The sequence below is a fragment of the Longimicrobium sp. genome (genome assembly GCA_036377595.1).
GTDB lineage: Bacteria > Gemmatimonadota > Gemmatimonadetes > Longimicrobiales > Longimicrobiaceae > Longimicrobium.
Genome location: DASUYB010000133.1, coordinates 1 through 21315, shown reverse-complemented (window position 1 = coordinate 21315; position 21315 = coordinate 1). Strand labels below are relative to the sequence as shown.

The 21315-nt window shown below is 68.8% G+C and carries 19 protein-coding genes; 12 read left to right on the top strand and 7 right to left on the bottom strand.

The genetic code is table 11. The features are described from left to right. Nucleotides 1–97 precede the first annotated feature (97 nt). Nucleotides 98–1186, bottom strand: a complete 1089-nt coding sequence (locus VF092_23915) for a serine hydrolase domain-containing protein (protein ID HEX6750361.1) — start codon at nucleotides 1184–1186, stop codon at nucleotides 98–100. A gap of 667 nt (nucleotides 1187–1853) precedes the next feature. Between VF092_23915 and VF092_23910 the strand changes: the two genes are divergently transcribed. The 4 genes from VF092_23910 to VF092_23895 all read left to right on the top strand — a co-directional run bounded on the left by VF092_23910 (nucleotide 1854) and on the right by VF092_23895 (nucleotide 4228). After that, nucleotides 1854–2489 (top strand): hypothetical protein, encoded by a 636-nt coding sequence (locus tag VF092_23910; protein ID HEX6750360.1) that lies wholly within the window; start codon nucleotides 1854–1856, stop codon nucleotides 2487–2489. A gap of 81 nt (nucleotides 2490–2570) precedes the next feature. After that, entirely contained in the window at nucleotides 2571–3209 is a 639-nt protein-coding gene (locus VF092_23905) for a hypothetical protein (GenBank protein HEX6750359.1), read from the top strand. Nucleotides 3210–3339: 130 nt separating this feature from the next. After that, nucleotides 3340–3522 (top strand): hypothetical protein, encoded by a 183-nt coding sequence (locus VF092_23900; GenBank protein HEX6750358.1) that lies wholly within the window; start codon nucleotides 3340–3342, stop codon nucleotides 3520–3522. An 88-nt stretch (nucleotides 3523–3610) separates the two neighbouring features. Beyond that, nucleotides 3611–4228, top strand: a complete 618-nt coding sequence (locus tag VF092_23895; protein ID HEX6750357.1) for a hypothetical protein — start codon at nucleotides 3611–3613, stop codon at nucleotides 4226–4228. A gap of 195 nt (nucleotides 4229–4423) precedes the next feature. Here the strand turns inward: VF092_23895 and VF092_23890 are convergent, their stop codons facing one another. Both VF092_23890 and VF092_23885 read right to left on the bottom strand, forming a co-directional pair. Further along, a complete protein-coding gene (locus VF092_23890; protein HEX6750356.1) occupies nucleotides 4424–6106 on the bottom strand; it encodes an ABC transporter substrate-binding protein in 1683 nt (560 codons plus the stop codon). Nucleotides 6107–6291: 185 nt separating this feature from the next. Continuing rightward, the gene (locus VF092_23885) at nucleotides 6292–7542 is read right to left on the bottom strand and encodes a GNAT family N-acetyltransferase (GenBank protein ID HEX6750355.1); all 1251 of its coding nucleotides are present in this window, start codon (nucleotides 7540–7542) and stop codon (nucleotides 6292–6294) included. 182 nt (nucleotides 7543–7724) lie between these two features. Between VF092_23885 and VF092_23880 the strand changes: the two genes are divergently transcribed. After that, entirely contained in the window at nucleotides 7725–9026 is a 1302-nt protein-coding gene (locus tag VF092_23880; GenBank protein ID HEX6750354.1) for a DUF1343 domain-containing protein, read from the top strand. A gap of 155 nt (nucleotides 9027–9181) precedes the next feature. Here the strand turns inward: VF092_23880 and VF092_23875 are convergent, their stop codons facing one another. Next, nucleotides 9182–9808, bottom strand: a complete 627-nt coding sequence (locus VF092_23875) for an ArsR family transcriptional regulator (protein ID HEX6750353.1) — start codon at nucleotides 9806–9808, stop codon at nucleotides 9182–9184. 203 nt (nucleotides 9809–10011) lie between these two features. Here VF092_23875 and VF092_23870 point away from each other — a divergent pair, with 203 nt between their 5' ends. The 4 genes from VF092_23870 (at nucleotide 10012) to VF092_23855 (ending at nucleotide 13983) form a co-directional block, all read left to right on the top strand. Further along, nucleotides 10012–10644, top strand: coding sequence for a DUF4142 domain-containing protein (locus tag VF092_23870; GenBank protein HEX6750352.1), 633 nt, complete (start codon nucleotides 10012–10014; stop codon nucleotides 10642–10644). After that, nucleotides 10641–10976, top strand: coding sequence for a hypothetical protein (locus VF092_23865; GenBank protein HEX6750351.1), 336 nt, complete (start codon nucleotides 10641–10643; stop codon nucleotides 10974–10976). The genes VF092_23870 and VF092_23865 overlap by 4 nt, the downstream gene beginning before the upstream one ends. Nucleotides 10977–11256: 280 nt before the next feature. Continuing rightward, nucleotides 11257–12288: a zinc-binding dehydrogenase gene (locus tag VF092_23860; protein HEX6750350.1), complete on the top strand. Its 1032-nt coding sequence runs from the start codon at nucleotides 11257–11259 to the stop codon at nucleotides 12286–12288. A 132-nt stretch (nucleotides 12289–12420) separates the two neighbouring features. Then, the gene (locus tag VF092_23855; GenBank protein ID HEX6750349.1) at nucleotides 12421–13983 is read left to right on the top strand and encodes a toll/interleukin-1 receptor domain-containing protein; all 1563 of its coding nucleotides are present in this window, start codon (nucleotides 12421–12423) and stop codon (nucleotides 13981–13983) included. 111 nt (nucleotides 13984–14094) lie between these two features. Here VF092_23855 and VF092_23850 read toward each other — a convergent pair whose 3' ends face one another. Continuing rightward, nucleotides 14095–14352 carry a cold shock domain-containing protein gene (locus VF092_23850; GenBank protein HEX6750348.1) on the bottom strand — a complete coding sequence of 86 codons (258 nt, stop codon included), beginning with the start codon at nucleotides 14350–14352 and terminating at the stop codon, nucleotides 14095–14097. A gap of 110 nt (nucleotides 14353–14462) precedes the next feature. Beyond that, nucleotides 14463–15287 carry a metallophosphoesterase gene (locus tag VF092_23845; GenBank protein HEX6750347.1) on the bottom strand — a complete coding sequence of 275 codons (825 nt, stop codon included), beginning with the start codon at nucleotides 15285–15287 and terminating at the stop codon, nucleotides 14463–14465. A 272-nt stretch (nucleotides 15288–15559) separates the two neighbouring features. Here VF092_23845 and VF092_23840 point away from each other — a divergent pair, with 272 nt between their 5' ends. Next, a complete protein-coding gene (locus VF092_23840) occupies nucleotides 15560–17032 on the top strand; it encodes a class II fructose-bisphosphate aldolase (protein HEX6750346.1) in 1473 nt (490 codons plus the stop codon). A gap of 106 nt (nucleotides 17033–17138) precedes the next feature. Here the strand turns inward: VF092_23840 and VF092_23835 are convergent, their stop codons facing one another. Continuing rightward, on the bottom strand, nucleotides 17139–18443 hold the full coding sequence (locus VF092_23835; protein HEX6750345.1) for an ATP-binding protein: 1305 nt from the start codon (nucleotides 18441–18443) through the stop codon (nucleotides 17139–17141). 402 nt (nucleotides 18444–18845) lie between these two features. Here VF092_23835 and VF092_23830 point away from each other — a divergent pair, with 402 nt between their 5' ends. Together VF092_23830 and VF092_23825 are read left to right on the top strand one after the other, a co-directional pair. Next, nucleotides 18846–19568, top strand: coding sequence for a histidine kinase dimerization/phospho-acceptor domain-containing protein (locus tag VF092_23830; GenBank protein ID HEX6750344.1), 723 nt, complete (start codon nucleotides 18846–18848; stop codon nucleotides 19566–19568). A gap of 127 nt (nucleotides 19569–19695) precedes the next feature. Further along, nucleotides 19696–21060 carry a sigma-54 dependent transcriptional regulator gene (locus VF092_23825; GenBank protein HEX6750343.1) on the top strand — a complete coding sequence of 455 codons (1365 nt, stop codon included), beginning with the start codon at nucleotides 19696–19698 and terminating at the stop codon, nucleotides 21058–21060. Nucleotides 21061–21315 lie beyond the last annotated feature (255 nt).

The following is a 21315-nucleotide window of genomic DNA, read 5'->3' as shown; positions in this document are numbered from 1 at the left end:
AGTTCTCCGCGCCTCCGCGTCTCCGCGTGAGGCAAAAGAGAGCGTCCCTCCGCGCCGATGCCTGCGCGGAGGGACGCGATGTCTGGTCGCGGAGAACTCAGTTCCCGCCGCCGGACGCCGCCATCCGCCCGTACTCCGCCGCCGCGACGACGTGATCGGCGACCGTGCGGCGGAGCGCCTGCATCCGGTTGTTCCCCTCGGTGTCGTAGGTGCGGTTGGTCAGCAGCACCACCCAGGTCCCCAGGTCGGGATCGATCCAGATCGACGTCCCCGTATAGCCGGTGTGGCCGAACGAGCGGTCGGAAACGCGGTTGCCGAACATGTTCGTCCCCGGGCGGCCGGGCGTGTCCCACCCCAGCGCGCGGGTGCCGGTGCCGGGCTGCCGCTGCGTGAACGTGCGGATGGTGCTCCGCTGCAGCACCCGCACGCCGTCCAGCTCGCCCCCGTTCGCCAGCATCGCCGCGAAGCGCGCCAGGTCGTGCGCCGTGCTGAACAGCCCCGCGTTCCCCGCGATCCCGCCCAGGCGCCGGGCGATGGGGTCGTGCACGTGGCCGCGGAAGGCGTCGCCCATGTCGCGCGACGTGGGCGCGCAGCGAATGCACCCCTCGCCCGGCCAGTAGGTGGTCGAGCGCATCCGCAGCGGGCCGAACACGCGGCGGTCCAGGAAGCGGTACAGCGGCTCGCCGGCGGCGCGCTCGGCCGCGGCGTACAGGATCACGAAGCCCAGGTCCGAGTAGTCCACCCGCATCCCGGGGCTGGAGCGCAGCGGGGTGCCGAGCACGTAGCGCAGCGCCTGCACCGGCGTCAGCCCGTCGGGAACGTCGATGCCGTCCGGGAGCCCGGAGGTGTGGGTGAGGAGGTGGCGGACGGTCACGCGCTCGCGGCCGTAGCCCGAGAACTCGGGGAGGTAGGTGGCGACCGGGTCGTCCAGCCGCATCTTCCCGTCCTCCACCAGCAGCATCACCGCCGTGGTGGTGCCCACCACCTTGGTCAGCGAGGCCAGGTCGTACACCGAGCGGTCGGGGTCGACCTCGTCGCCCAGCACGCCGCGGCCCAGGCGGCCGAAGCCGTCTTCCATCACCACCTTGCCTCCGCGGCCGATGGCCAGCGCCGCGCCCGGGAAGGCGCCGCGCTGCATCTCCTCCCACACCTCGTCCTCGGCGTGGATCAGGGCGGTCGCGCTCATCCCCACCTCGTTGGCGGGTGTCAGCGCGTGCGACGCGCTGCGCCCCACACCCCCCGGAGCGGGCGAACGCATCGAGTCGGTTCCCGGCACGGCGTACAGGGACGCCGCCACCAGGAGGATGGCAGGGAAGGCCATGAGCATGCACTACGTGTGGCGTGGAGTACTACGGTGTGGGGGATTTCCAGTGTAACTCCATTGAGCGATCCCTGTCAACAACCACGACTTAGGAGATTCTTGACCGTCCTGCGGAGAGGACGATGTTGCAGGCGTGGAGCCGTGTTCACGCCGTCCGCGCGGGCATTATGCACACCGGATCAATGTCGCGCTATTGCAGCGACTTAACACATTGATCCGCATCGACTTGGGTGCGCTCTCTCGCATTTTGCGGGAGCGGAGTCCGAAACAGTCCGACCATCCGCCCCCGGGATACGCCGCGACCTCCGCATCGCTTCGGATGCCGTCCCCGGGACCGGGGCGCGTCCTCCACCGCCGCAGTCCCACGCGTGTCCCATCTCCACTCCTCCGCATCTCCCCGCGATCCCCTCGATCTCCGAATCACCGCGCTACATCTCGAAGATCGCCGGTTCATCTTTCCGGGATGAAACGGCGCGAGGTGTGCTGTCGTAGTCCGTGCGTCCGGTCGTTCTCCACCCACTCGGAGGTGCGGATGAAGGCGTCGACCAAGGCGGCGCTCGTGATCGGGGCAGGGCTGCTGTTCGCCGTGTGGTGCGCGCGCGATCCGCTGCGGACGCAGCTGCGGATGCAGTGGATGCGGATGCACGGCGCGGTGGTGCCGGTCGGCTCGGGGACGGCGTTCTTCCAGGGCGAGCCGGTGCGGCTGCTCACCGTCGAGGGCGTCCGCGCGGGGAGCAGGCTGTCTGGCCAGGCGAACCTGGCGGCGTACCACGTGATGCTGGTGTTTCCCGGAGCCGACTCGGTGTCGGACGTGCTCACGTCGTCGGGTGGCAACGAGCTGACGCACACCGCCGTCTACCAGGTGCAGGCGTGGAGGGGACCGCACGGCGTGAACCGCCCCCTCACGTCGAAGTACGACGCGGTGACGCAGCGGGTATGGATCGAGGAGCGGTCGTACGCGCTCTCGCACGGCAACCTGTTCGTGGCGCGGTTCGACGAGCAGGGGCACCTGGCCGTCCGCCAGCTTGCGGGCACGCTCACCGCGATCAGCCCGCGCTGCGCCCTCCGCGCCTTCCAGCAGCTCGTCCCCTCCGATCCGGTGATCGCGCACGTCGCCCAGCCGGCGATCGCATGCGCGCGCCGGCCCACGCCCGCGGGGCGCGCGTAGCGGCGTGCCGATGAAACGGCGCAACGCGTGCCGACGTATGGAGATGCGTCCAACGTTCCGCCACCCCGCAGGGAGGTGCTGATGAACAGGTCGAAGGTGCCCGCGCTGATCGTGCTGGCGGTGTCGCTCCTGGTGTTCGGGCGGATTGCCGCGCCGCACGCGCAAAGTGCCTTGATGCGGATGAACGGCGCGGTGGTGCCCGACGGCACGTCGAACATGGAGTATGGCGGCAAGCCCGCGCGCATGCTCAGCGTCATCGGGCATCACGCCGACAGGCCGTCGGATCCTCCCAACGCGGCGGCGTACCACGTGCTCGTCATCTTCCCCGCGGATTCGGTCCGCAACGTCGAGCGCGTGTCGACCGTCGGCGACGTGGCGTATGCGCTGACGAACGAGTGGGAGCTGTTCTCGGGCGGGCGGAAGACCGTGCAGCGCACCTTCGCGTCGGACTACGACCCACTGCGCAAACGCGTGCACATCGGCGGCCGGCGGTTCGCGCTGTCGAGGGGGAACATGTTCGTGGTGCGCTACGACGAGCAGGGGCGGCAGACGGTGACCCAGCTTCGCCGGACGCTCTTCAACGCGCACCCACTCGACGTGAGCCGCGCCTACCAGGCGCTCGTCCCCGGCGACCCGGTGATCCAGGACCTGCTGCGCTACTCGTCTCCGCGGTGCCCGAAACGGGCCGCGCCGGCTCCGATCGCAACCGGCAACGCGTAGCGCATCACCCGGAGACGCGAATCCGAGGGTCCGGCGGAGGGTGCCGGGCCCTTTCGCGTGTCATCATCCCGGCCTTTGGCGCGTATTTTCCTGCATCACCCACCATCGCTTACGGAATCGAGGGTTGGAGATGCAGGACGATCGAGAAACTCGCGCTTCGTCGCCCGCCGACGCACCAGACGCGTCGAAGGACGAGCGGGGCGATGCCGCGCCGAAGCCGGCCGTGCGCGTGGAGACGACGCCGGAGGACGAGGAGATGGGCGGCGAGCAGCCGTGTCAGCTCCATCGCTTCTGGGACGTTCCGGAGGAGTGATCTTTCGCCGCCGGCGCGTGTAGAACGCGCTCGGCGGCACCCACCGCCGAGCCCACGCCCGAACGCCCGCGGACGCAGCCCGGAAACGATGCATCTCCGCCGCGCATCCATCCTCTCCCTCCTGCTCGCGATCCCCGCCGCCGCGCACGGCCAGCGCGCGGTCGGCGAGTACGAGCCCGCGCCGCGCTACTCCACCGTCAACATCGCGCTGCAGCTGACCGGCGACCCCGAGCGCGGGCGCGAGATCATGGTGTCGTGGGGGCGGATGCTGGCGCTGGGCGGCCGCGGCGAGTGGATGCCGCGGCTGGAGCTGGGCGGCGGCGTGAGCCCCGGCACCCGCGAGGTGGTCGAGGGCGTGGCGACCGGGCCGCGGCTGACGCTCGCGCGCGCGTTCCCGGGGCAGTTCGTGGGGATCGGCAGGGAGTCTCGCGCGGAGCCGTACCTGGTGGCCACGGCGGGAATGTACCTGTCGGGCAGCTTCGAGGGCGATTCGCGGTGGGGAGGGGCGCCGGCGGTGTCGGCCGGGCTCGGCTTCCGCGTGTTCCGCGACAAGTGGAACGTGGACCTGTCGACGCTCGAGGTGGTGGTGGAGCGGCGGTTCGGGGTGCAGGACGGCCCGCCGCAGCTGTACTTGCGCTTCGGCAGCGCCCGCGCCCCGCGCGACCGCCGCGACCGTACGCCGTCCAGCGGGCTGACGGGGCGGTAAGCCACAGTGCATGCCCAGATCCGGAAAACAGAATGATCTCACGCAGAGTCAGCAGGGTCAGCAGTTAAACAGCTGTTGTTCTCTGCTGACCCTGCTGACTCTGCGTGAGGCTTGCTGTTTCCTCCTTGGCAATACACAAGAATCCGCCGCCCGCCTGGATGCCAGGCGGGCGGCGGATCTTCTCATCTCTGCAGTTCAGCGCGCCGGCTGCCCGGTCTGGCGGTCGCGGGCGGTGAGCAGGTTGGGCGGGATCCACCAGTAGATCACGTCTTCCCACCACTCCGGGCCGCGGAACTTCACGCCGCGGAAGCGCGAGCTCACGCCGTAGTACTCGGGGTCGAAGAAGATCGGCGCGTAGACGGCGTCGTCGATCACCGTCTGCTCGATCTGCCGCCACATGGCGTGGTAGCGCGTGGTGTCGGCCTCCACGATCACCGAGTCGATCAGCACGTCGAGCCTGGGGTTGCGGTACCCGGCGAAGTTGGCCCCGCCCGGCGGGATGCTGGCCGAGTGCCAGACCACGCGCGCGTTGGGCCCCATCACCCCCGGTCCCCATCCCCATCCCCAGAACGAGCCCACGAACTGGCGCTGGCGCAGCCGCTCCACCCAGGTGGTGCGCTCGTACGCGCGGGGGACGAGCGCGATCCCCGCCTGCTTGGCCATTGCCTGCATCGCGACCAGCATGTCCGAGCGCACCGGGTCGGCCGAGCTGTACTCGATCTCCAGCCGCAGCGGCTGCCCGTTCTTCTCCCTCACGCCGTCGCCGTTGCCGTCGACCCAGCCGGCCTGCTGCAGCAGCTGCCCCGCCTGCGCGACGTTGTACGGGATCGGCCGCACGTCGGCGCTGTGCTCGCGCAGCTTGGCGGGGATGGGCGAGAGCGCCGGCTCGCCGTCGGGCCCGAACATCGCCTGGGCCAGCTGCTGGCGGTTGATGGACATCAGGAAGGCGCGGCGGACGATGGAATCGTTCCCCGGCGCCTTGTCCTGGTTCCACACGATCCACCCGGGGCGCACGCGGGCGGCGCTGGCCAGGCGCACGTTCGGCGCGCTCTGCAGCCGCTGGCGCTGGTCGGCGGTGACCTTGTCCAGGTCGCCCTCGCCGTTGATCAGCGCCGTCAGCCGCGCGCTGGGCTCGGGAACGACGCGCACGATGATGCGGTCGAGTGACGGCCGCTGCGGCGCGGAGCGGTTGGCGTCGACCACCACCTCCTGCCCCTTGTTCCAGCGCACGAAGGTGAACAGCCCGTTCCCCACCGGCCGCGTGTTGAACGACGCGAAGCGCATCCGGTCCGGCGGGATGCTGTCCAGCAGGTGCCTGGGGACGGGGACGACCTCGAGGAGCGAGTTGAAGGTGGACGGCCCGCTCTTGGCCAGCTTCACCTCCACCGTCATGCTGTCCAGCGCGCGGACGGACGTCACCGCCTCCACGTCCTGCTGGCGGGTGGAGGCGACGGTGGAGTCCTTCTGCATCTGGATGGTGTAGACCACGTCCGCCGCGCTGGTGGGCACGCCGTCGTGCCACTTGATGCCGGGGCGGACGTGCAGGACGACCGTCGTCGGATCCCGCTGCTCCCAGCGCTCGAGGAAGTCGGGGGTGTAGTTGCTGAGCGTGCTGTCGCGCCGGCCGAGCGCCCGGAACATCAGGTGGACGAGCTGATAGGCCGGGTTGCTGTCGTAGGTCAGCGGGTTGAGGTTGTCGGCGTCGCCCTCGCTGAGGACGACCAGCGTGCCGCCGACGGGCCCGCCGCCGAAGGTGTTGTAGTTGCCCGGGGGCGGCGCCTCGTCGCCCCCCTGCGGGCGGTTCGCGTCTCCGCCGCCTCCGCACGCGGTGAGCGCCAGTGCCGCCAGCGCCGCCCAGGTCCCGCCGGATCTCCGCATCGTCGCTCCTCCCATCCGGTTCCCCACGTCGGTGACCACCTACGGAACTGCTTCCCACTGCAGGATCTGGGCGGCTGCGCGCGGCCGCCATCGTCACGGGCGGCTGAAGCCGCAGCTACAACCCTGGGAAGCCTCGCAAACTGCGCGAGGCTGAACCACGGATCCCGCACTCAGCACTCAGCACTTCAGAACCGGTCGAACGTCCACGGCTTCGGCACCTCGAACGCGCGGTCCAGCATCTTCACGATGTCGGCGCCGTTCAGCGTGGCCAGCCCGCCCGACAGCGCCTGCCACGGCGCGATGGCGCCGATGTAGATCCGCGACAGCGTCTGCACCGGCATGGCCAGTTCCGCGTCGCACCGGCCGGAGATCCAGCGCTCCACCCGCATCGCCCCGCCCTCCATGCGCACGCGCCACGGCCCGCGGTTCTCGGGGATGTGCGCGTCCTCCACCTCCAGCTTCAGCGTCAGCTCCGCCTCGCTGGCCAGCACGCGCGCCTCCAGCGCGTCCTTCACGTCCAGCACGCGGAACATCGGCCCGCGCACCAGCGTCGCCGAGGGGAACCAGAGCCGCCAGCTGGGCGCCTGCAGCAGGGGGAGCCGCGGCTCCTTGATCCGGTCCCCGAACCCCTCCTCGGGGTGCGCGCGGTAGGCGATCTCGCGCCACTGGTCGCCCAGCGTGCTCAGCCACCCGTAGATCCCCCGCTGCGCCGCGATGCTCAGCCAGGCGCGCTCCTCCACCTCCAGGTAGCGACGGTCCAGCGGCAGGTCGGCGCGGTAGCGGACGATGCAGTATCCCTCCGGAACCCCGTCGTCGTTCCAGTAGACCACCGCCGCCTGCTCGTCGTCGCCCCACGATCCCCGCCAGCTCCGGTCGCTGCGGTCCAGCTGCCCGGTCTGCAGGAGGCGCGCGGCCTCGGCGTAGACGGCCTTCATCGCCACCAGGTCGTCGGGCGTGTCCACCAGCCGCACCTTCAGCCGCTCCGTCTTGTCGTCGGGCAGCAGTGCGGGGGGGAGCTGGTACTGGTGCGCCTCGCCGGCCAGCCCGTATCCCAGGTCCTCGTAGAACGAGGCGCGGAACGGGAAGAGCGCCGAGGCCACGTCGCCGCGCTCGCGGGCGTGCTCGAACCCCGCCGTCAGCATCCGCTGCGCCAGCCCGCGCCGGCGGTGCGTGGGCGAGATGGCGACGCCGGCCAGCCCCATCACCGGCAGCGCCGCGCCGGCGATCCACTGGCGCAGCCACAGCAGCTGGCAGGCGCCCACCAGCCGGCCGCTCTCCTCCGCCACCCACAGCGCCTCCAGGCCGCCGTGCGGCCCGTTGCGCAGGAACTCCATCCACCAGCGGTGGCCGCGCCCCGGCGCGGGAAACGAGTGCGCCTCCAGCCGCGCCACCTCTTCGAGCTCGTCCGGCCGCGCCGGACGGTACGTCTCGCTCAAGCCGACCCTCTCCCCGTGTGCCCCGGCCCGTGGAATCGTCGCGGCCCGCGCGTGGCCCGCGTTTCGCAGCGCCGCCCGCTCCGTGACGTGCCATGGGCCGGCGGCCCCGGCACCTGCGTGGAACGTGCCAGCCGCCGCGGCGCCGGACGCCGCGGACGGGCGCCCAACTTATCGCGGAACAGATGCAACGCCAACACGCCCACCGCCTGTTCGCGGCCCTCGCCGTCACCGTCGCCGTCGCGTGCCGCAGCGCGGGGCCGCCGCAGCGCGACGCCGGCGCCGACAGCCTCCCCGCGCCCGCGCCGGCCGCGGGATCCGCGCGGACCGCCGCGTCCCCCGTCCTTCCCGGACTCGAGGTGCTGGTGCGCGACTCGCTCGCGCTGGTACGGGGGAAGCGCGTGGGGCTCATCACCAACCAGACCGCCGTCACCTCGCGCGGGCAGCACGCGGTCGATCTCCTCGCGCGGACGCCGGGCATCCGTCTCGTCGCGCTGTTCGGCCCCGAGCACGGGGTGCGGGGGACGTACGAGGGCGGCGCACGGGTGGAGAACCAGGTCGACAGCGCCACGGGCATCCCCGTCTTCTCGCTCTACGGGCGCACGCAGAAGCCCACGCCCGAGATGCTGCGGGGGATCGACGTGCTGCTCTTCGACATCCAGGACATCGGCGCGCGGCCGTACACCTTCGTGTGGACGATGGCGCTGGCGATGGAGGCCGCGGCGGCGCAGCGGATCCCCTTCGTCGTGCTCGACCGGCCGAACCCCATCACCGCCAGGGCGCAGGGGCCGATGATGGCGATGGAGATCAGGACGGAGCACATCGGCCAAGCGATCACCGGGCTCTATCCCGTCCCCCTGCGCCACGGGATGACGGTGGGCGAGGTCGCGCGCTACGTGAACGACCGCTTCCGCGTGGGCGCCGACCTGCACGTGATCCGCGCGGACGGCTGGGAGGGCGACGAGTGGTTCGACCGCACGGGGCTGCCATGGATCAACCCGTCGCCCAACATCCGCTCGCTGGACGCGGCGCTGAAGTACAGCGGGCTGGTGCTGGCGGAGGCGACGAACCTGGCCGTGGGGCGGGGGACGGACGCGCCGTTCAGCTACCTGGGCGCGCCGTGGATGAACGCGGGCGCCGTCCTGGCCGCGGTGCGGAAGTACGACCTCGCCGGCGTGCGGCTGGACTCGGTGACGGTGACGCCGCAGGGCTCGCAGCCGCACCACATGGTCCGGCTGACGGTGACGGACCGCGAGCGCTTCGACGCCCCGTTCACCACGCTGGCGCTGCTGACCGAGATCAAGCGCCTGCACCCGCAGCAGTTCAAGATCGAGGACCCGCCCGGGATGACGCAGATGCTGGGATCGAAGTGGGCGATGGCCGCCTTCCAGCGCGGCGACGATCCCCGCACCATCCAGCGCCGCTGGGACGACGAGCTGCGGGCGTGGCGCCAGACGCAGGAGCGGTATCGGCTCTACCGCGACTGACCTGCGGTAGTACCAGATTCAGAAAAAGATCTGGTCTCACGCAGGCGCAGAGTTAGCAGAGTTAGCAGAGAACTGCGGCTGGCTGCGGCTGTTCTCTCTGCTGACTCTGCTAACTCTGCGTGAGACCAAGTCTTTTCGTCCTTTTCTTGAAGACTTCAGGCCGCGAAGGTGAAGCGGCAGCTCGGGGCCTCGCCGCGGTCGCAGCATTCGGTGACCTCGCGGCCCACGATCTCGCTGAGCAGCGCGGCGGCGATGCGGCAGACCTCGGGATGGTCGTCCACCGCCTCGCGCAGGGGGCAGCCGAAGCCGCGGATGGTGGCCAGCGCGCCGTCCACCCGCGCCTCGGCCACGCCGCCGAGCGCGGACAGCGCCGCGACCGCCGCTTCCGCGCGATCCGCGAGCCCGCCGTCCGCGCGCGGGAAGGGCGCGGCGAGCATCCGCCCGACCTCTGCGATCAGCGCGTCCACCTGCTCGGATGGCAGCGAGCGGCGCAGCGCGTCGAGCAGCGTGCGCAGCACCACGCCGTACGCGCGGGGGAAGAGCGAATCCGCGTCGGGCGTCAGCGCGAACACGTGCGCCGGCTTGCCGATCGCCCGGCGCACGCCCACGAGCGCCACCAGGCCGTCGCGCTCGAGCGCGGCCAGGTGCGTGCGCACGGCGTTGTCGGTCAGCCCGAGCTCGTCGGCCAGCTCGTTGACCGTGCGCTCGCGCCGCCGCAGCAGCGTGATCACGCGGCCGCGCGTGCTCCCCAGGAGCCGTTCGTTCCACCGGTTCGGCTGCAAATCACCCTCCTTTCCACCTTCAAGTCTAATCCAATCTCCCGATCTTGTCTAGTAAGTCAAGGGTATTGTTGACAAACTCGGAGGGGCGATTACTTTCATCTCCACGCACGCCGGGCGTGGTGCAGGGGAGATCCGGCCGGCATGCTGGTCCCGTATCACAGCCGTTCCCACGCAGCACCACGCCAGACGGAGGCAAAACGCAGATGAGCCGCAGCACCCGGATGATCGCCCTGACCCTTGCCGCGCCGGCGCTGGTGGCGCTGGCCGCCGCGTGCGCCAAGAGCGGCGGCAACGACACCGGCGGCACCGACACCACCGCCGTCGCCCCGCCGCCCCCGCCGCCGGCCGCCCCGGGCGTGCCGCCGGGGGTGCAGCCGTCCACCGTGAGCGACGCGCAGATCGCGGCGATCGTCGTCTCCGCGAACGCCACGGACAGCGCCGCGGGCGAGCTGGCGCGCGAGAAGGGGCAGAACCCGAAGGTGAAGGAGTTCGCGCAACGGATGGTGACGGACCACGGCGGCGTCAATCAGCAGGCGGTGGCGCTGGCGGGGCGTCTGAACCTGACGCCGGAGGAGAACAACACCAGCCGGCAGCTGGCGGCGGGCGGCCAGCAGACGCGGCAGCGGCTGAACGAGCTGGCGCCGACGGCGTTCGACCGCGCCTACATCGACAGCGAGGTGGAGTACCACGAGACGGTGCTGCAGGCCATCGACAGCACCCTGATCCCCAGCGCGCAGAACGCGGAGCTGAAGGCGCTGCTGGAGCAGGTACGCCCGGCCGTCGCCGCGCACCTGCAGATGGCGAAGGACCTGCAGACGCAGCTGGCGGGGGGATGATGCGCACGCCGCGCCCGCACCCGGCGCTCGTGGCGGCCGCGCTGCTGGCGCTCGCCGGGTGCGGCGCGCGCGAGCACCAGCCCGAGCGCCACACGGTGGTGATCCGCAACTTCCTCTTCGTCCCCGCGGCGGAGGCGGTGCGCGAGGGCGACGAGGTGCTCTTCCTGAACCACGACGCCGTGCCGCACACCGCCACCGCGGCCGACCGGTCGTGGGACACCGGCAACATCCCCGCGAACGGGTCCGCGGTGGTGCGGGTGGGCAAGGCAGGCACCTACAAGTGCGCCTATCACCCCACGATGACGGGGAGCATCACGATGGCGGGGAAGTAGCTCCGGCGCGCTGGGCCCTCACCCGAAAAAAGGAGCAGGCGAGACAACACTGCCGTCTCGCCTGCTCCTTTTTTCGACCTCTCCCAAACTGCTGGGAGAGGTAACTGCAACAGATCTTTCGACTTGCGTCGATTGTCATCGACGGAGAGAGGCGGCGAGCGGCGGCGGCCGCTACCTTCACCTCGCACTCAGCACTCAGCACTCAGCACTCAGCACTCAGCACTCAGCACTCAGCACTCAGCACTCAGCACTCAGCACTCAGCACTCAGCACCGTCAGTCATGCGCGCAGCCATCTTCCACGAGCACGGCGGCCCCGAGGTGGTCCGCATCGAAGACGTTCCCACGCCGCGCCCCGGCCCCGGCGAGGTGCTGGTGCAGGTGAAGGCCGCGGCGATGAACCATCTGGACCTGTGGATCCGCCGCGGCCTGCCGATCGACACCACCATGCCGCACATCGGCGGCTCCGACATCGCCGGGGTGATTGCCGAGGTGGGCGCGGGCGTCGACGCCGCGCGCGTGGGCGAGCGCGTGGTGATCAACCCGTCGCTGTGGGACGGCACCTGCAAGTGGTGCCGGCGCGGCCAGGAATCGATGTGCGTCGGCTTCCGCATCCTGGGCGAGCACACCAACGGCGGGTTCGCCGAGTACGTGGCCGCCGCGGCCGACCACGTCTACCGCCTGCCGGACGGCTACTCGTTCGCGTCCGCGGCCGCGCTGCCGATCTCGTACATGACCGCGTGGCGCGCGCTCCACTCCCGCGCGCGCCTGCAGCCGGCGGAGGACGTGCTGATTCTCGGCGCGTCCGGCGGCACCGCCGTGGCCGCCGTGCAGATCGCGGTGGGGATGGGGGCGCGGGTGTTCGCCGTCACCAGCGGCGCGGAGAACATGGAGCGGGTGCGCGCGCTGGGCGCGTCGTTCGTATACGACCGCGCGGAGCAGGACTGGGCCGCCGCCGTCCACGCCGACACCGGCAAGCGCGGCGTCGACGTGGTGGTGGAGAACGTGGGCGCGGCGACGTGGAAGGGGAGCCTGCGCTCGCTGGCGCAGGGCGGGCGCCTGGTCACCTACGGAGCGACGACCGGGCCGAAGGTGGAGATCGACCTGCGGGCGGTGTTCTGGAAGCAGGTGTCCATCCTCGGCTCCACCATGGCCTCGAAGGCGGAGTTCGAGGCGATGCTCCAGGCCGCCTTCTCCGGCGCCTTCGACCCCATCATCGACACGGTGATGCCACTGGACGAAGCGCGCGCCGCGCACGAGCGCATGGAGGCCGGCGGCCAGTTCGGGAAGATCGTGCTTTATCCCAGTGTCTAATCGGAATACCACTGGGCGTAGAAAGCATGGTTACCCCACATCAGCTACTTGAACACAGGGTACGACAGACTATTTTATAGCCTAATAGGCTACCTCGGCGTTACTCAGGCGAAGACTGATTGTGATCCGCTGATGCTCAGACGAATCGACCCTCGCCCTTCAAAGGCCCGGAGAATCTTACGTTGGATTGGCGCGTTTTTGCTTACTTCAGGGCAGCGGCTTCTCAACGGGCTGTTGTATTTGGGACTCGGAGTAATCCTTTTCTTTGGATGGCCTTTGGTGGTCGCAGTGTTGTATTTTAATGAGCGCCATCTTGGGCGTCCTCCATATAACTGGCACGAATTAGACAATAATGCTCTGGTTGATCTCTGGAATGAACGTGAAAGCGTCCGAAGCACCCCCTCGCTGTTGGAAAAAACTGTTGTGGAACTAAGCGGTCGTGGTGCACAGGCGGAGGTGGTTCCATCATTGTCACGGCTGATTAACCTTGCATTGCTGCAAAAGACTCTCGCTGCAGAAATCGATAGGAGGAGGATTACTCCTGAACGTCTACGGCAGCGGGTCTGCAAGGAGGCAAAGAACGAGTTAGCGGAGATAGAGGCTGGAATTGAAGTGGTAAAAGCAGCGAAGCTCAATATCCACACAGCCTTCGAGCCGGCATATCGGGCTGCTTATAATGCTATCACTGAGCAATTCACAATCCCGCGACGTCATCGCGTTCTTCGAAACGTGCTGTTTTTGCTCGCCCTTCCCACCACCTTATTCGTGGTTGTTCTATCGTTTGCTGTGACTCTTGCGTTGTTTGACATCAAAATTACCTATTGGGCTGCGAGTGCATTAATCCGAGGTGCCGTGATCGCTTATACGTTCAATACTTTCATTGCAGCAGCGGCTTTCCTTGGGCGGGGAGACCTCTTGGGACAGCAATTGCGCTTCTTGGAAGAGTTGAATGAACAGTTGATTAGAGAACGAAGCCGCGCGCAAGCTGCGGTGGAATCATACACGAAACTGCGGAGGGAGTTGCTAGAAACTGTACGCCGAATCCTAGTACCTTGGTTGATGGTTCGCGTTCGACGTGCACCCCTGCTATCAGTTAAGAAGTCTGATTTGGAAGCTAAGCTACACACTAAGTCACCCGAGGAATCCCCGGTCAATAACAATCTAGCTTCTGGCCTCATAGAATCCGTTGGAGATGCTCGGCTTAACAATGGTGAAAACCTGCGTGCTGCTCCTCTTCGTATTTCCCATACTAGAGAACGGCACTACGCTTTTCTCTGTCATGCTATTGAAGACAAGGAACAGGTTCGCGATATTTATAAATTTCTGTCAGAGCGTGATTTGGATCCATGGATGGATGAAAAGAAACTAATCGGTGGTCAAGACTGGTGGGAGGAAATAGAAATGGCAATTGAAGCCTCTGTCGCTTTTGTAGTTTGTCTGAGCCGAAGAAGTGCGGAAAAGGTTGGAATTGTACAAACGGAGATCCATAAGGCGTTACGAGTTGCAGACCGGCAACCCTTCGGTGCTATATTCGTCATTCCTGTAATGTTGGAAGAATGTGAGATCCCAAGGCAATTGGCGAAGTGGCACTGTATCATGCTTTATGGTGAAGGTGGAATGGAACAGCTGTGCGAAGCGATTAGTGCTGCGAAGACTGCGGCCGATAAGCGCGACCAGCGGATATACGACAGGTAACTTGTATCTCTACAAACCTGCTGCAAAGGGGCGCATGAACGCCGAATCGGCGCCGGCCCTTCGGGGCAGCGCCGATCCCGGTCCGGGCCCGCTGCGGGGCCCGTGGACGGCTCAGGCGGCTACGTCGTCACCTTCGCTGGCGCCGCCGCTGCCGTCGTCCTCCACCCGGCGGACGTCGGCGGCGCGGGGGCCCTTCGGATCCTCCTGGATCTCGAACTCCACCCGGTCGCCACGCTTCAGGGACTTGAAGCCTTCCATCTGGATGACGGAGTGGTGAACGAACACGTCCTTCCCGCCGCCATCCGGCCGGATGAAGCCGTACCCCTTGTCGTCCTTGAAGAACTCCACGATCCCAGTCTGTCTTGCCATGCCTGCCTCCGCGGGGACGGAACCGGTCCTTGGCTGCCGGGTGCGTCGTCCCGTCCGACGGCGCTCCGGAACTGTTTGGGACCCTTCCGCCTAGCAAAAGGTGTTCCCGATCAGAAGTGGCGCGCGGGGCGCGGTCGGCCGGTGAGCTCCAGCACCGCCACCTCGGGCCGGCAGAGGAAGCGCACGGGCAGGTGCACCGTGCCCACCCCACGCGAGGTGTAGACCTGCGTCCACGGCCTCCGGCGCAGCCCCTGCTCGTACAGATCCTCGCGTTCCGCCGAGTTCCTCAGCGCGCCGACGAAGGGGAGTCGCACCTGCCCGCCGTGCGTGTGGCCGCTCACGATCAGGTCCACCGCGTCGCAAACCCGGCGCGCGCGCTCCGCCTGGTCGGGGTCGTGCGCCAGCAGCAGGGTGAAGTCGCGCTCGTCCGGCGGCGGCAGCACGCCCATGTCCGGCTGGCCCATCGAGTAGTCGTCCACCCCCGCCACGCACAGCCGCGCGCCGCCCACGTCGAGGATGACGGCGCGATTGGTGAGGTCGCGCACCACGGGGTGCTCGCCCACGTCCTGGTGCCAGCGCTCGATCCCCACGATGTGGTCGTGGTTGCCGGGGACGGCGTACACCCCGTGCGGCGCGTCCAGGCAGGCCAGCGCCGACAGCACGTCGCGGAACCCGGGCGCGTCGTCCGCGGCGAAGTCTCCCGTCACGGCGATCAGGTCCGGCCGCTCGGCCACCGCCATCCGGCAGGCGCGGCGGACCACCGACAGCGGCGTTCCCTCCCCCGCGTGCAGGTCCGTCAGCAGCGCGATGCGGAAGCCCTCCAGCGCGGGCGGGAGATCGCGCGCGTGGATCTTCGTCCGCGTCACCTGCAGCCAGCGCGGCTCGACGAGGAACGCGTACGCCCCCAGCGCCCCGGCCGCCGCCGCGGCGCCCATCGCCATCCTCCCGATTCTCATACGCGGCAGAGAAAGCAATCGCCAGACCAGATCTCCCTGACCATGGAAGTCACACGGAGGAAGCAGAGGGAACGGAGGGATGATGGAGATGAGATGAGTTCCTCCGCTCCCTCCGTTCCCTCCGTGTGATTGACCCTTTCCCGACTTGCCGCAGCACGGCGATTGCGTGCAGATTGGGCGCCCTCCCGAGGCATCCTCGGCAGATTCGCAAGTGACGAATTCCGTTCATCCATAGACCGAAGGAGATCCCCGTGGCCACCGTCACGACTCCCGCCGACGACCTCGCCATCCTCTCCGGCGCGGCGGTGCAGGCGCTGCTGGCGCAGGTCGCCGGCTCCGTGCGCGTCGCCGACGGCGCGTTCTCGCTGGTCGACGCCGACGCGCTGCGGCGGGGCGGCATCGACCGGCTGGCGCACGCCGCCGTGTTCGAGGCCGACGCCGACGTGCGCGACACCGCCCGCTGGCTGATCGCCGAGGCCGGGCGCGCGGTGGGCGTGGCGCCCGCGTCGATCCACGAGCTGTACATGGCGCGCGGCCGCGGCGAGGTGCACGGCTTCACCGTTCCCGCGATGAACATCCGCGCCAGCTCGTTCGACAGCGCGCGGGCGCTCTTCTCCGCCGCGCGCGAGCTGAACGTGGGCGCCATGATCCTCGAGATCGCCCGCAGCGAGATCGGCTACACCGACCAGCGCCCGCACGAGTACGTGGCGGTGATGACGGCGGCGGCCATCAAGGAAGGATGGACGGGCCCGCTCTTCGTGCAGGGCGACCACTTCCAGGTGAACGCCAAGAAGTACAAGGCCGACGCCCACGCCGAGGTCCGCGCGGTCAAGGACCTCATCAAGGAGGCGCTGCACGCCGGCTTCTACAACATCGACATCGACACGTCCACGCTGGTCGACCTGTCGCAGGAGGGGCTCGACGCGCAGCAGGCGACGAACTACCGCCTCTCGGCCGAGCTGACCGCGTACGTGCGCCACTACCAGCCGGACGGCATCACCGTCTCCATCGGCGGCGAGATCGGCGAGGTGGGGACGGAGAACAGCACCCCCGAGGAGCTGCGCGCCTACATGGACGGCTACAACCGCGAGCTGGCGCGGCTGGCGGAAACGGTGGGCGGGCAGATCGACGGGCTGAGCAAGATCAGCGTGCAGAGCGGGACCACGCACGGTGGCGTGGTGCTGGCCGACGGGAGCATCGCCGACGTGGCCATCGACTTCGAGACGCTGCGCACGCTGTCTCGGATCGCCCGCGACGAGTACGGGATGGCGGGCGCGGTGCAGCACGGCGCCAGCACCCTGCCGCAGAGCGCGTTCGGCAAGTTCCCCGAGGTGGAGACGGCCGAGATCCACCTGGCCACCAACTTCCAGAACCTGGTCTACGACGCCGTCCCCGCCGAGCTGCGCGAGCGGATGTACGAGCACTGCCGCCAGAACTTCCAGGACGAGCGCAAGTCGGGCGACACCGAGGAGCAGTTCATCTACAAGGCGCGCAAGAAGGCGCTGGGCGCGTTCAAGCGCGAGCTGTGGGAGCTCCCCGAGGGCGACCGCGAGAAGATCCGCGGCGTGCTGCGCGAGACCTTCGCCTTCCTCTTCCGCCAGCTGCGCGTGAACGACACGCAGGAGATGGTGAAGCGCATCGTGCCGCTCCCCGAGTTCCGCCGCAGCGGCCCCGCCGCCATGCGCATGAAGGCCGCCGCCGACGACTGGGACCTGTCGGACTGAGCGGGCGAGGCACTGCCGATCGGCAGCTCTTCAGCGAGACGCGACGGCACCGGCACGCAACGCATGCGTGCCGGTGCCGTTTTTCACCAGGCGTCTCGCCTCCGTCCTAGGCCGCGAACTCGCCGAACGCGATCCGGGCCGGGGCGGTGAGCTCGTAGCTCAGGGCGGGGCGGCCGGGTCCCCGCGCGACGCGGGGTGCGTCCGACTCCATCATGTAGCCCTTCCGCCGCAGCGCGCCGAACATCTCCGACACGGTCTTCTGGCTCGTATCGAGCGCCTTCGCCACCTGTGCCTGGGTGACCGCGGAGTGCACGCCGCCGCGCAGCATGCGGTCCACGAACGACAGCTCGGCGGGCGTGAGGTCGGCGGCCATCTTCTGGGCGTAGACCCCGGCGAGCACGGGCCGCATCTCCTTCGCCGTCATCGGGTCGGTCGGCCGGTTCCCGTGCCCCACCAGCTCCTTGGCCGCCTGGTTCAGCGCGTGGAGCGTACCCCGCAGGTTGCCCCTGAAGAGGCCGTACAGCTCGTGCACCGCCTCCGTCTCCACCGGCGGGAGCCAGGGCCGGTCCGGGTCCACGCGGAGATGCTCGTAGCGGGCGGCGAGGAGCTCGTCCACTTCCGCCGGAGTGAGGGGGAGCAGCGCGCCGGGGTTGTAGAACACGCTGCGGAGCTGCTCCTGCGCGGCCACCACGGTCCGGATCGCGTCGTCGGTGCCCACCAGGAGGAAGTGGAACCCGTCGAACATCAGGCCGGTGTCGCGCAGGTCGCGGATGATCTGCGCCGCTTTCGCCTGGTCCGCTTCGGATGCGTTCTCGAGGTTGTTCAGGTGGATGAGCACGCCCGGCGTCTGGAGCCGATCCGTCGCGACGTCCCTGAGCTCCCGCAGGAGCCGCTGCGGCTGCACGGTGAGCGCCCCCGGCCCCGTATGGCGCTGCTGCCCGGTTCCGGCGCCGGCGGTGCCGATGTGCGCAAACCCGAGGTTCAGGTTGAAGGTGCGGGACCGCTCGATGCCGAGGAGCTGCCTCACCTTCCGCATGGGCTCGAGATACGCCAGCGTCTCGTCGCGAGCCACGAGGGCATCGTGAACCGAGGTGAGGATCGACAGGAGGAGGTGTTCGGCGGTCGCGGCGCTCACCACGCTGATCGGGTTCGCGTCCGCGATGTAGGCGTCGGCGGTCAGCTCCGCCTTCACGTAGTTCACCAGCGTGGTTTTCCCGACGCCGGGCGCACCCTGCACCGCCGTGCGGCTGTGCGGCGATCCGCCGATCTCGCTGAGCACGGTCCGCGCTTCGCGCCGGCGGCCCACGAACAGCGACAGCGGATAGCGGACTCCCGTGCCCGGCTCCAGCGCGTCCTGGAAGAACGGCATGGAGCGGAGGTTGAGCACGTGCCAGATGTTCGTTACGCCCATTGATCCTCGCTTCAGGATTCATACGGCCATTGGCGAGCACGTGCTCTAGAACTAATTTCAGAGCAAGTTAATGGTATGAAATGTATTCTAAGCGCACTTCTTGGCGGGGTGCGAATAGAATTCGCTTCGCCCGGCGGATGCGCAACCCCCCAGGTCCTTCAGCTGGTCGCAGGGGGCAGCTGGGAAAGCAGTGTAGCGGCGCCACCAGAGACCGTTTGCTCCGGCGCGGGAAACGCGGGTTCCGTGGGAACGGTTTGTGCTAGACAGGCAGGAAAGCCCGATTCTGATGTGAACGGGCGTTTGTTGGCGGCGGGAAACTCCTGAGACGAGCTGACGACGACGTCCGGCCGGTCGGGCACCCTCACGGGTGCGCGGCCACGGGGCGCCGTACACCCGAGATCCGTGATCACCGAAACCCCCAGCCTCCACCCGGCCGACGCCCCCGCGCAGACCCAGGACCCCGGCACCGCCGCGGACCCGGCCACGCTGCGCGCCAACAAGCTCGACCTGCTGGAGCGGCTGGCCGACGACCTGGCCCACGAGATCAAGAACCCGCTGCACTCCATGGTCATCAACCTGGAGGTGCTCAAGCGGCGCGTGGCGCGCGCCGACAGCGCCGACGAGGTGCAGCGCTACATCGGCGTGCTGGCGGGCGAGTTGGAGCGGGTGAACCGCCGCATCGAGCTCCTCCTGCGCCTGTCGCGCCCCGGGCGCGGGGCCGAGAACACCACGCTGAACGAGCTCACCGAGGAGGTGATGGAGCTGATCCTCCTCGAGGCGCGCCATGGCGACATCCAGGTGGACTACCGCCCGCGGGGGGGGATGGCCCGCGTGTTCGTCCCCCGCGAGCCCAGCCGCCAGGTGATCCTGAACCTGGTGCTGGAGGTGATCGACCGGATGCAGCGCGGCGCCACGCTGCGCATCACCGTGGCCGAGGAGGGCGGCGAGAGCCGGCTGGCGCTGGCCGACAGCGGCTCCGTGGTGGCCGCGCTGAACGGCGACGCCGCCGCCACGCGGCTGGCCGCCGCGCGGACGCTGGCCGAATCGGTGGGCGGGCGGGTCGACGCCGGCGAGGCCGAGGGCGCGCCGGCGCTGGTGTTCGCGCTTCCGCTCGCGCGGGCGTAGAATGACGGTCGCGCGGCGCTCCACGCGCCGCGCAGATGCTTCCGCCGCAACGGGTTGACCCTTTGCGGCGGCGGCGGGTATACTACACGTCTCAGTCACAAACCACCCAGCTGAAGCACGGCCCGCAATGGCAGAAAAGATCCTCGTGGCGGACGATGAGCGCCACATCGTTGATGGTCTGCAGATGCTCCTGGCCGACGACGGCTTCGAGGTCGACACGGCCACCGACGGAAAGAAGGCGTGGGAGATGGTGAGCCAGGGCGGCTACGGCGTGGTGCTGGCCGACCTGCGCATGCCCGAGCTCGACGGGCTGGAGCTGTTCCGCAAGATGCGCGAGGCCGGCGTGCCCTCGGAGATGATCATCATCACCGGCTCGGCTTCGGTCGACACGGCCGTGCAGGCCATGCGGCAGGGCGCGTACGACTACCTGGAGAAGCCGCTGAACGTGGAGCGGCTGAAGGCGCTCCTGCCCAAGGCGCTCGAGGCGTACCGGGTCAAGCAGGCCAACAAGCAGCTCGAGGAGAAGCTCAAGAACCTCACCCGCTTCGGCGACCTGATCGGCCAGAGCGAGGAGATGCGCGAGATCTACTCGATGGTCGAGGCCGCCGCCCCCAGCGCCGCCAGCATCTTCATCGTGGGCGAGAGCGGCACGGGGAAGGAGCTGGTCGCGCGGGCCATCCACGACAAGAGCGGGCGCGCCAAGGGGCCGTTCATCGCCATCAACTGCGCCGCGTTTCCCCGCGAGATCCTGGAGAACGAGCTGTTCGGGCACGAGAAGGGCGCCTTCACCGGGGCCATCAACGAAAAGCCCGGGTGCTTCGAGCTGGCCGACGGCGGCACGCTCTTCCTGGACGAGGTGGCCGAGATGGAGCCCGACATCCAGGTCAAGCTGCTGCGCGCGCTGGAGCAGCGCTCCTTCCGCCGCCTGGGCGGCAAGAAGGAGATCCACGTGGACATCCGCGTGGTCTCCGCCACCAACAAGAACATCCAGAAGGCGCTGGAGGACGGCGACCTGCGCGACGACCTCTACCACCGCCTGGCCGTCATCCCGCTGCAGCTGCCGCCGCTGCGCGAGCGCCGCGGCGACGTGCGCATCCTGGCCGAGCACTTCCTCCGCCGCTTCGCCGAGGAGAACCAGAAGCCGCTCAAGGGGTTCGCGGCCGAGGCGCTGGAGTTCATCAACACCTACCGCTGGCCGGGGAACGTCCGCGAGCTGAAGAACGCCATCGAGCGCGCGGTGATCCTGGCGCGCACCGACCAGGTGACGCTGGGCGACCTGCGCGCGCACGAGCTGATCACCAGCGACGACCGCGAGGTGCGCCTGCCCGTGGGCACCAGCCTGGAGCAGGCCGAGCGCACGCTGGTGCTCAAGACCTTCTCCTTCGTGGACGGCGACCACGGCCGCGCCGCCACGATGCTGGGGATCGAGGAGGACGAGCTGCGCAACCGCCTGAACCGCGCCGTCGCCCCCGAGCCCGTCGCCGCCGGCTGACGGTCACGGATTCGGCAAAGATGGACGGGCCGCGCTTCCCGACGGAGGCGCGGCCCGTTCTCGTTCGGCGCGAATGAGCGCGGTGTCCTGAATGCTTCGAATCTCTCATACCAGATCCGGCTATACAGTTGACGCATTTGCGTCCGTGGGCCACCACCGGAAGCAGGTGGTACTTCGGATGATTTCGGTCTGCTCGCCGAGCTCGCAGCAACGCTTGCTCAGCGTCGCTTCGAGCTCGGCCAGCGACGCGAAGCT

Excerpts from the sequence above, each read along its gene's own strand:
- VF092_23905 (HEX6750359.1), top strand. The coding sequence starts at position 2,571 with ATGAACAGGTCGAAGGTGCCCGCGCTGATCGTGCTGGCGGTGTCGCTC.
- VF092_23900 (HEX6750358.1), top strand. The coding sequence starts at position 3,340 with ATGCAGGACGATCGAGAAACTCGCGCTTCGTCGCCCGCCGACGCACCA.
- VF092_23850 (HEX6750348.1), bottom strand. The coding sequence starts at position 14,352 with ATGGCAAGACAGACTGGGATCGTGGAGTTCTTCAAGGACGACAAGGGG.
- VF092_23860 (HEX6750350.1), top strand. The coding sequence starts at position 11,257 with ATGCGCGCAGCCATCTTCCACGAGCACGGCGGCCCCGAGGTGGTCCGC.
- VF092_23855 (HEX6750349.1), top strand. The coding sequence starts at position 12,421 with ATGCTCAGACGAATCGACCCTCGCCCTTCAAAGGCCCGGAGAATCTTA.
- VF092_23895 (HEX6750357.1), top strand. The coding sequence starts at position 3,611 with ATGCATCTCCGCCGCGCATCCATCCTCTCCCTCCTGCTCGCGATCCCC.
- VF092_23825 (HEX6750343.1), top strand. The coding sequence starts at position 19,696 with ATGGCAGAAAAGATCCTCGTGGCGGACGATGAGCGCCACATCGTTGAT.
- VF092_23890 (HEX6750356.1), bottom strand. The coding sequence starts at position 6,106 with ATGCGGAGATCCGGCGGGACCTGGGCGGCGCTGGCGGCACTGGCGCTC.
- VF092_23845 (HEX6750347.1), bottom strand. The coding sequence starts at position 15,287 with ATGGGCGCCGCGGCGGCGGCCGGGGCGCTGGGGGCGTACGCGTTCCTC.
- VF092_23870 (HEX6750352.1), top strand. The coding sequence starts at position 10,012 with ATGAGCCGCAGCACCCGGATGATCGCCCTGACCCTTGCCGCGCCGGCG.
- VF092_23910 (HEX6750360.1), top strand. The coding sequence starts at position 1,854 with ATGAAGGCGTCGACCAAGGCGGCGCTCGTGATCGGGGCAGGGCTGCTG.
- VF092_23865 (HEX6750351.1), top strand. The coding sequence starts at position 10,641 with ATGATGCGCACGCCGCGCCCGCACCCGGCGCTCGTGGCGGCCGCGCTG.
- VF092_23835 (HEX6750345.1), bottom strand. The coding sequence starts at position 18,443 with ATGGGCGTAACGAACATCTGGCACGTGCTCAACCTCCGCTCCATGCCG.
- VF092_23880 (HEX6750354.1), top strand. The coding sequence starts at position 7,725 with ATGCAACGCCAACACGCCCACCGCCTGTTCGCGGCCCTCGCCGTCACC.
- VF092_23915 (HEX6750361.1), bottom strand. The coding sequence starts at position 1,186 with ATGAGCGCGACCGCCCTGATCCACGCCGAGGACGAGGTGTGGGAGGAG.